This is a genomic window from uncultured Pelagibacterium sp., assembly GCF_963972885.1.
GTDB lineage: Bacteria > Pseudomonadota > Alphaproteobacteria > Rhizobiales > Devosiaceae > Pelagibacterium > Pelagibacterium nitratireducens.
The window spans coordinates 1-9,151 of record NZ_CAXAXY010000109.1 but is presented as its reverse complement, the minus strand read 5'-3'; the positions used below and the strand labels follow the sequence as shown (position 1 = coordinate 9,151).

General features: G+C 60.7%; 10 protein-coding genes. 1 reads left to right on the top strand and 9 read right to left on the bottom strand.

Annotated elements, in window-relative coordinates; translation table 11 throughout:
• Positions 1 to 50: 50 nt before the first annotated feature.
• On the bottom strand, positions 51 to 758 hold the full coding sequence (locus AACZ55_RS14125; protein ID WP_339647130.1) for an anti-sigma factor: 708 nt from the start codon (positions 756 to 758) through the stop codon (positions 51 to 53).
• The gene (locus tag AACZ55_RS14120) at positions 755 to 1,306 is read right to left on the bottom strand and encodes a sigma-70 family RNA polymerase sigma factor (protein ID WP_339647128.1); all 552 of its coding nucleotides are present in this window, start codon (positions 1,304 to 1,306) and stop codon (positions 755 to 757) included. The genes AACZ55_RS14125 and AACZ55_RS14120 overlap by 4 nt, the downstream gene beginning before the upstream one ends.
• Positions 1,307 to 1,494: 188 nt before the next feature.
• On the opposite strand from AACZ55_RS14120, the gene AACZ55_RS14115 reads away from it, so the two are divergent.
• Positions 1,495 to 2,286, top strand: coding sequence for a DUF4394 domain-containing protein (locus AACZ55_RS14115; RefSeq protein WP_338607013.1), 792 nt, complete (start codon positions 1,495 to 1,497; stop codon positions 2,284 to 2,286).
• A gap of 57 nt (positions 2,287 to 2,343) precedes the next feature.
• Here AACZ55_RS14115 and AACZ55_RS14110 read toward each other — a convergent pair whose 3' ends face one another.
• From AACZ55_RS14110 to AACZ55_RS14080, 7 genes are all read right to left on the bottom strand, one after another.
• Entirely contained in the window at positions 2,344 to 3,489 is a 1,146-nt protein-coding gene (locus tag AACZ55_RS14110) for a Gfo/Idh/MocA family oxidoreductase (protein WP_339647126.1), read from the bottom strand.
• A gap of 93 nt (positions 3,490 to 3,582) precedes the next feature.
• Positions 3,583 to 4,638 (bottom strand): sugar phosphate isomerase/epimerase, encoded by a 1,056-nt coding sequence (locus AACZ55_RS14105; RefSeq protein ID WP_339647124.1) that lies wholly within the window; start codon positions 4,636 to 4,638, stop codon positions 3,583 to 3,585.
• Positions 4,639 to 4,842: 204 nt separating this feature from the next.
• A complete protein-coding gene (locus tag AACZ55_RS14100; RefSeq protein ID WP_338607016.1) occupies positions 4,843 to 5,979 on the bottom strand; it encodes a Gfo/Idh/MocA family oxidoreductase in 1,137 nt (378 codons plus the stop codon).
• Between the two features lie 9 nt (positions 5,980 to 5,988).
• A complete protein-coding gene (locus AACZ55_RS14095) occupies positions 5,989 to 6,735 on the bottom strand; it encodes a sugar phosphate isomerase/epimerase (protein ID WP_339647122.1) in 747 nt (248 codons plus the stop codon).
• A 10-nt stretch (positions 6,736 to 6,745) separates the two neighbouring features.
• Positions 6,746 to 7,828, bottom strand: a complete 1,083-nt coding sequence (locus AACZ55_RS14090; protein WP_339647119.1) for an ABC transporter ATP-binding protein — start codon at positions 7,826 to 7,828, stop codon at positions 6,746 to 6,748.
• Positions 7,829 to 7,833: 5 nt separating this feature from the next.
• Complete coding sequence (locus tag AACZ55_RS14085) at positions 7,834 to 8,778, bottom strand: carbohydrate ABC transporter permease (protein WP_339647116.1); 945 nt, start codon at positions 8,776 to 8,778, stop codon at positions 7,834 to 7,836.
• Positions 8,775 to 9,151 (bottom strand): sugar ABC transporter permease (locus AACZ55_RS14080; RefSeq protein WP_339647113.1); only part of this gene is annotated, 377 nt, incomplete at its 5' end. The genes AACZ55_RS14085 and AACZ55_RS14080, both read right to left, overlap by 4 nt.

The window sequence follows — 9,151 nt, the reverse complement described above, 5'->3', positions numbered from 1 at the left end:
TTGTCGCGTGTCCGAACCGCAAAACCGTTTCCACTTTTGCTGGACACGCTCTAAATCACCGGTGCGCGGGCGAAACCCTTGAGCAGAATCGGTCCGGTCGGGCGGCCGGTGGGCGAGCCGCCTGCCGGCTCGAGCGTGATTTCATAAAGCTGATCGGGCTGGGGCGCGGGCAGATTGGGGCCGCCCAGCACCAGATCGCTCGCCTCGCGGAAGGTGCCCAGTGAGACCGGGCCGGTCTGAGGGTCGGGCAAGGTCCAGACTTCAAGGGTCGACCCGGCGGGCGCGACGAGAGCTTCAAGCGGCACGATGCGGACACTGTCGTCTGCGAAAGCCTCGATGATGGCGCCGGGCTCCATGTCGTCTCCGACAAGAACGGCCACGACGAGGGGGGCCTGCGGTGTCGGGCCGAGCGACTGACCGCCGAAATACCCTACCCCCAGCGACAGAACGATGGCGGCCGCCATGCCGGCCCAGCGCGGAAGGCTAAAGGCTTGCGAAGGGCGATTGGTGTTGGCCGCAGGCGGCGCCTTGGGCGCTGTGTCGATCGCGGATTCGATTTTTGACCAGAGATCGGCCGACACAGCCTCGGGCGTTACCGTTGAGTCGAGGGCGTCAAAATTATTCTGCAGCGCGGCGACCTGGCGCGCCAGTTCGGGTTCGCGGGCGAGGCGCGCCTCAAACCGCGCCTGCTCGTCGCCTTCGAGCAGTCCCAGCACATATTGGGCGATCATGTGGTTGGTTTCAGATGGTGCCGTCATCCCAGACACTCCTGCAAGGCGCTCATGCCGCGCCTGATCCAGGCCTTGACCGTGCCCAGTGGCGCATCGAGCTTGGCGGCGACTTCACCGTGGGTGAGGCCGGTGACGTAGCACAGGAGAATTGCAGTGCGCTTTTTTGCGTCGAGTTGTTTCAGGCACCCTTTGAGCGCGTGCCGCTCGGGCAGCAACTCGTAGGCGTTGCTGGCATCGCCGGTTCTGTCGCCCATGGCTTCGAGGGTCTGGCTATCGACGTGATCGACGCGCCCGGCATCGCGCAAAAGGTTGAGCGCCCGGTTGCGCACGATGCGGGTGATCCAGCCGCGCGCCTCGCCATATTTGGGATCGTACTGGCCCGAGCGCTGCCAGATGGCCACGAACGCATCCTGCACGACTTCCTCGGCCAGATCTGAGCGGCGCACGATGCGGCGGGCCACGGCAAGCAGCCGCCCGGCTTCAATACGAAACAGGGCTTCAAGGGCGGATCTCTCGCCTTTGGCAATCTCGATAACCAATGAATTCACCTGTGCCGCCGCGCCCTGCTCGTTCATCGCTCCCCACACCTCGGCATCACCTTTCCGGACACTCTACACACGACAAACCGCTTCAGATGCAAAAAAACAAAAAAGTCATCGCGCCGGTGCATCCGGATTGGCGACTGGCGGGTAGAGCCAGTGTGACCATCACGCGCTCCGCGGACTTCGGGGAGCAAACAGATTGAAAAATCAGGAGAAACGCAATGTCCCATCGCACTCTTACCCGCGCCGCTCTTATCGGCACCAGCTTTTTCGCGCTGACCGGCGCCGCGCTGGCCCAGCCGGCCGTCGGCCTTGCCGGTGACAAGACGCTCGTCATGTTCGATACCGAAACGCTCATGGTCGAAGGCATGATGGAAGTGACCGGCGTCGACAGCCTGTTCGGCATCGACCAGCGCCCGGCCGACAACATGCTCTATGGCGTTGATTCCGACTATAACATCGTGACGATCGACCCCGCGACCGGCGAAGCCACCGTGGTGTCGACCATCACCGAAACCATCGGCGGCGACTACGCCATGGTCGATTTCAACCCGATGGCCGACCGCCTGCGTTTCATGGGTTCGGACGGAACCAATCTGCGCATCAACGTCGACACGGGTGAAACCATTGTCGATGGCAGCCTGCAGTTTGCCGAGGGCGACGCAAACGCCGATGCCGATTTCACCGTGGTTGCGACCGCTTACATCAACTCGATCGGCTCGCCCGAAGCGACGGCGATGTATGACATCGAATGGTCGATGCTGGCGCTGCTGCAGCAGACCGCTCCCAATGACGGCACGCTGGAGACCCGCGGCATGCTGGGGATCGACGATGCCGATGCGATCGCTTTCGATATCTTCGCCGAAGAGATCGACATGAACACGGCTTATCTGGTTGCCAACATGACCCTTTATACGGTCGATCTGGAATCGGGTGCGGCGAGCGAAGTTGGCATGATTGACGGGCTCGACGTCACGCTCCGCGACGTGGCCGTCTGGCACGAAGGCATGTAATTGCGCTGTAGCGCTCGATGATTTGGGGCGGCGCGGTGCGCCGCCCTTTTTGTTGGATCAGCCCAGCGGTGTCCAGCGGCTGTCGTCCTTTGAGGATTTGACCGCGGCCATGATGAATTCCATGCCTTCAACACCGTCATCGAGGGTCGGAAGCAGCCCCTCAAACTCTGCTCCATCGCCGCGGATGATTGCGGCGAACTGGCTGTAGATCGTGGCGAAAGCCTCCAGATAGCCTTCCGGGTGGCCGGCCGGAATGCGGACCCCCATGGCACCGGCGGCAGAGCCATCGATGGCGCCGCCGCGGGTGAGGAGTTGTTTGGGTTTGCCGAACTCGGTGAACCACATGGAATTGGGATTGTCCTGCCGCCATTCGATGCCGGCCTTTTCGCCATAGACGCGAAGCTGGAGGCCGTTTTCACATCCGACGGCCACCTGGGAAGCCCAGAGCATGCCTTTGGCTCCACCATCGAAGCGCAGCATGATGTGGACGTTGTCATCGAGCTGGCGACCGGGCACGAAGGCGTCGAGATCGGCCGAGACGGCAGAGGTCTTCAGGCCCGTGACGTAGCGGGCGAGATTATAGGCATGGGTGCCGATATCGCCGATGGCACCGCCGGCACCGGATTTGGAGGGATCGGTGCGCCAGGCGGCCTGCTTGTTGTCATCTCCCGCTTCAACGGCCAGCCAATCCTGGGGATATTCGACCTGGACGACGCGGAGTTTCCCCAAGGCACCGGATTCGACAAGCGCACGGGCCTGACGGATCAGCGGGTAGCCGGTATAGTTGTGGGTCAGAAGGAATTTGGCACCGTTTTTCGGCTGGACCTTCTGCAGGGCACGGGCGTCTTCGATTGAAGAGGTCAGCGGCTTGTCGCAGATGACGTGGATGCCGGCTTCGAGAAACGCCTTGGCCGGGGCGAAGTGCATGTGATTGGGCGTGACGATGGCGACCGCCTCGATGCCGTCCTCGCGCGCTGCTTCGGCGCGGGCCATCTCGGCGAAATCGGTATAGATTCGATCCTCGGCCAGCCCGAGATTTTTGCCGCTTTCCCGGGCGACTTCAGCGCGCGAGGACAGCGCACCGGCGACCAGTTGATAATCGCCATCGATACGTGAAGCGATACGGTGGACATAGCCGATGAAGGCCCCCGTGCCGCCGCCCACCATGCCGAGGCGGATGGGGCGTTTTCCGTTTTCTGCCATTGAAATTCTCCTAATCTTTTCGGTCGCGCTTCCGAACCGCAAAAGTGGTGTCCATCCCCGATCGGGTCCAGGACATGCTTTTGCCGGAAGCCTCTAGTCGAGACCGAGCATCTTGCGGTTGGCTGCACGATCCGTACCGGCACCGGCGAAATCATCGAAGGCTTTTTCGGTGACGCGGATGATGTGGCTGGCGATGAACTCAGCGCCTTCGCGCGCGCCATCCTCGGGATGCTTGAGGGCGCATTCCCATTCGAGCACGGCCCAGCCGGCGAAATCATAGGCGGTCAGCTTGGAGAAGATGGCGGCAAAATCGACCTGGCCATCGCCGAGCGAGCGGAAGCGCCCTGCCCGATCCACCCAGGACTGGAACCCGCCATAAACGCCCTGACGGCCCGTCGGGTTGAACTCGGCGTCCTTGACGTGGAACATTTTGATCCGCTCGTGATAGATGTCGATGTAGTCGAGATAATCGAGCTGCTGGAGCACGAAGTGGCTCGGATCGTAGAGCAGGTTGGCGCGGGGGTGATTGTTCACGCGATCGAGGAACATTTCGTAAGAAATGCCATCGTGCAGATCCTCGCCGGGATGGATTTCATAGCAAAGATCGACCCCGGCCTCGTCGAACTTGTCGAGGATCGGCGTCCAGCGGCGGGCCAATTCGTCAAAGGCTTCTTCGACGAGCCCGGCGGGGCGCTGGGGCCAGGGGTAGATATAGGGCCAGGCCAGAGCGCCCGAGAAGGTGCCGTGCTCGGTCAGCCCCATATTCTGTGACGCCTTGGCCGCCCATAGCAATTGCTGGACTGCCCATTGCTGGCGCGCTTTGGGATTGCCCCTGACCTCGGGGGCGGCAAAACCGTCGAAGGCGGTGTCGTAGGCAGGGTGAACCGCGACCAGCTGGCCCTGCAGATGGGTGGAGAGTTCAGTGATCTCGACGCCGTGGCTGGCGGCGATGCCCTTGAGTTCGTCGCAGTAATCTTTTGATTCGGCTGCTTTTTGCAGGTCGATGAAGCCGGAAACCCAAGTCGGGATCTGCACGCCCTTATAGCCCAGGCTCGCAGCCCATTTGCAGATGTTGTCGAGCGTATCGAACGGCGCCGCGTCTGCGGCGAACTGGGCGAGAAATATCGCCGGGCCCTTCAAAGTGCGCATTGAAATGTCCTCCTCGGTTGGCAGCGGCTTTTCCGCTCTTTGACGTACGTGCGTCAGGTGAAAACGTTTACACGATAGATGCCCTGCCCGGACAGTCAAGCGAGGCAAGGCACAGCGTTCAATAAAAAATCGCGGCGCATGGTCCCCCAACCATGCGCCGCGACCGGGAGGAGCCCGTGAAAGGAAGGTCCCGGCGGTTTCCCGTCAGACCAGAAGCGCCTGTGCCTCCACCGGTCCGAGGGCGTCGGGGCGCTCACACGTGGTGGTGAGCGTAATAGCCTCTCCGATCTCGCCCGACTTAAGGATCGAGGTCATGACGTCGACGCCGTGCAGCGTGGTTTCGAGCGAACAGCGCGGTTTGCGGCCGGCGTCGATGGCCAGCATCATGTCGGCAAGCCCCGCGGTGCGGTAGTTGGCGAAGGGCGGGCCGTTCGGACGCTCCCAATTGGCGACACCGAGCGGGTGCTTCCAGGGCTCGACGACGTCGCGCGCGCCATCGCGGCGGGCCAGGGTCAGCTCGCCACCGAAGAAATTGGGATCGGGCACATAGAGCGAGCCATCGGTGCCGTAGATTTCCATGTTGGAGTGCTGGTGCGCTTCGACGTCCCAGGACGCTCCAAGCGTTACGAGCGCGCCATTGTGAAATTCGAGCACGGCGTGAATGGTCGTCGGTGTTTCGACGGTAACGTACTGGCCCTTGCGCGGCTCGCTGGTGATTTCGCGGCGCTCGCGCGGGGTCGACGAAAAGGCCGTCACCCGTTTGACCGGTCCGATCAGGTTGATGAGATTGGCGACGTAATAGGGTCCGATATCGAGGATCGGCCCCGCGCCCGGCTTGAAGAAGAAGTCGGGATTGGGGTGCCAGTGCTCAAGGCCGAAGCTCATGACGTGGCATGTCCCCGACGTCACCCGGCCAATGGCCCCTTCATCGATCAGGGCGCGGGCCTGCTGATGGGCACCGCCGAGGAACGTGTCCGGCGCGCAGCCGATCTGCTTTCCGGCCTTCTGTGCCGCTTTGCGCAAATCCTCGCCTTCCTCAAGGGAAAGGACCAGAGGCTTTTCGGAATAGGCGTGCTTGCCGGCCGAGACGATCTCTTTCGATATTGTGTAGTGCACATCGGGAATCGTCAGATTGACGATAACGTCAAGTTCGGAATTGGCCATGAGTTGATCGGGCGTCTGGGCCGCGACGTTGAACTCATCGGCGCGCGCCTTTGCAGCCTCGGGAATTATGTCTGCAACCGCCCTCACCTCGATGCCCTTGAACAGGGGCGCGAGCTTGAGATAGGCCGCTGAAATATTGCCGGCACCCAGAATACCGACGCCGTATGTCTTGCTCATTTTCTGGTCCTAGAGAGCTTTTGCCGTCGCAATGGAGCGCGCGGCAAAGCGTTCGAGATCATTGGGATTGTCGTGTTCCATGACGAAGTATTTCGCCTTGGACTTGGCTTTGAGATCGGCAAACAGGCCCTTCCACGGCACGGTGCCATGGCCGAGATCGGCCCAGCCATCCTCATCGGCGGCCTCACCCTCGGGCGCAATGTCCTTTAAGTGGACGGCGACGATGCGATCGGCATATTTGTCGATCCAGCGCTTGGGATCGTCCTCGCCGCGCACCACCCAGGCCACATCCATTTCCCAATCGAGTTCGGGCGCTTCGGTGAGCAGGATTTCCATGGGCGTGCGTCCGCTGTCGAGCGGCCAGAATTCGAAATGGTGGTTGTGCCAGCCGAAACCAAAACCCTGGTCGCGGTAATATTTGGCGAGTTCGCCGAGTTCGCGGGCCAGTTCGGTCCACTTCTCGTCGGACTGTTTCCAATATTCCTGTCCGATGAACGGGCAGAAGATGGTCTGCAGGCCCAGCGTTTGGGCGAGTTCGGTGGCTTTGGGCTTGTCGCGCAACTGGTCGAGTCCGATATGACCGGTTGGCATGGTCAACCCGCTGGCGTCGAGGTCGCGGCGCAGCCCGGCCGGATCGGTATAGAGCGCGCCGAACCCTTCAACGCTGGCGTAGCCAAGACGCGAAAGCAGCGCGAAAACGTCGCTGAACGGGGGAAAATTGCGCGCGCTGTAGAGCTGAAACGAAAAATCGGTCACTGGATACTCCCTAAATTCGGTCGCCGTTTTCGGCATTGAAGATCGACGCCCGCGCCGGATCAAAGCCAAGCTTTATCTTTTGTCCCATTTTGAGATTGAGTTCGCTATCGGCCCGGAAGGTAAATTCGTGCTTTCCGAGCGTGGCCCACGCGATGGTGTCGGACCCCATGGGCTCGACGATCTCGATTTCGGAGTCGAAATTGACGGGCTGGGTGGTAGCGGCTTCGCCCACGACGACGTGTTCTGGACGAACCCCCAATATGGCCTTGGTCTTGAGATTTTCGTTGCCCGCGGCAAAGCCGTAGCTGTCCATGTTCAAAGGCGCGCCATCGGCGTTGAAGGTCTTGCCGCTCAATTCGCCGTTGATGAAATTCATCGAGGGTGAGCCGATAAATCCGGCGACGAACAGGTTGACCGGATTGTTGTAGATCGCGTGCGGCGTGTCGAGCTGCTGGATAATCCCGTCGCGCATGATGGCGATGCGATCGGCCAGCGTCATGGCCTCGATCTGGTCGTGGGTGACGTAGATCATGGTGTTTTCAAGCCGCTGGTGCAGGCGCTTGATTTCCACGCGCAGGTCCGAGCGCAGCTTGGCGTCGAGATTGGACAACGGCTCGTCGAACAGGAACACATCCACATCGCGCACCAGGGCCCGCCCGATGGCCACGCGCTGGCGCTGGCCGCCCGAAAGGTTGGCCGGCTTGCGCTCGAGCAGCGGCTCGATCTGGAGCATTTCGGCAGCACGGGCCACGCGACGCTCGATATCGTCTTTCTTGTGGCCGGCAACCCGAAGGCCGAAGGTGAGGTTTTTTTTCACCGTCATCTGCGGGTAGAGCGCATAGGACTGAAACACCATGCCGATGCCGCGGTCCTTGGGCTCGTCCCAGGTCACGTTCTTGCCGGAGATGAAAATCTGTCCGCCACTGACGTCGAGCAGACCGGCAATGCAGTTGAGCAGGGTTGATTTTCCGCAGCCCGACGGGCCGAGCAGCACAAGAAATTCTCCCTGCTGGACGTCGAGGTCCATACGCTCGAGCACCTTGACGGCCCCGAAACTTAGGGAGAGATCCCTGATCGATACGCTTTGTTGCATTGCACTCATCCTTTCACCGCACCAGCGGCAACGCCTCGCACGAACAATCTGCCGGAGACGAAATAGACGATCAGCGGCACCAGGCCCGTAAGCATCGTGGCCGCCATGTTGACATTGTATTCGGGGCTGCCCTGCGCCGAATTGACGATGTTGTTGAGCTGCACCGTCATGGGGTAATTCTGCGTTCCCGCAAAGACGACGCCGAACAGGAAGTCGTTCCAGATGCCGGTCACCTGCAGGATCAGGGCCACCACGATGATGGGAAGGCTCATGGGCAGCATGATCTCGAAAAATATCCGCCAGAACCCTGCCCCGTCGACGCGGGCCGCCTTGAACAACTCCACCGGTAGCGAGGCGAAATAGTTGCGGAACAGCAGGGTCAGGATGGGCATCCCGAATACGGTGTGAACAAGCACGACTGCCGGTATCGTTCCGAATATGCCGAGATCGCGCGTGATCATGACCAGGGGATAGAGCATCACCTGATAAGGGATGAACGACCCAAAGATCAGGATGGCAAAGAATATTTCGGAGCCTTTGAACTTCCAGTTTACCAGCGCATATCCATTCACGGCTGCAACGCTCGTTGAAATGACCACGCTGGGGATCAGGATTTTCACAGAGTTCCAGAAGCCAGGGCTAAGCCCTTGGCAGGTCAGCCCCGTACACGCCGTGGACCAGGCCTTCACCCATCCATCGCCAGAAAACTCCAGCGGTGGCGCGAAAATATTGCCGAACCGGATTTCCGGCATCGTCTTGAACGAGGTCATGATCATGACGTAGAGCGGAAAAAGGTAGTAGAGACACGCAACGAACAGGATCGAATACATGATGATCCGGCGGGGCGTGAAAAACGGCTTGGGTCGCGGGCCATGGGGCGCTGAGGTATCGAGCTGACGCCCGACGGCGTCCGTCGCAACAGTGCCGGAAAGCGCGGCTGGATTGCTCATGATTTCTTCCCCCCGCCGAATTCGAGATAGGCCCATGGAATGATGATGATCATGACGGTCAAAAGCATCATGGTCGATGCGGCGAGGCCCTGGCCGATGTTGCCCGCTGTGAACATGTAGTCATAGACGTATTTGGCAGGGACTTCCGATGCGATACCAGGGCCACCTTTGGTGAGCGCCACCACAAGATCATAAAGGCGCACGATACCCGATCCGATAATCACGACCGCCGTGACCATAACGCCGCGCATCATCGGCAAGACGACAAAGAGGTAGGTTTTCCAGGTCGGAATGCCGTCGACGCGCGACGCCTTCCATATTTCTTCGTCGATGCCGCGCAGACCGGCGAGCATCAGGATCATGACAAACCCTG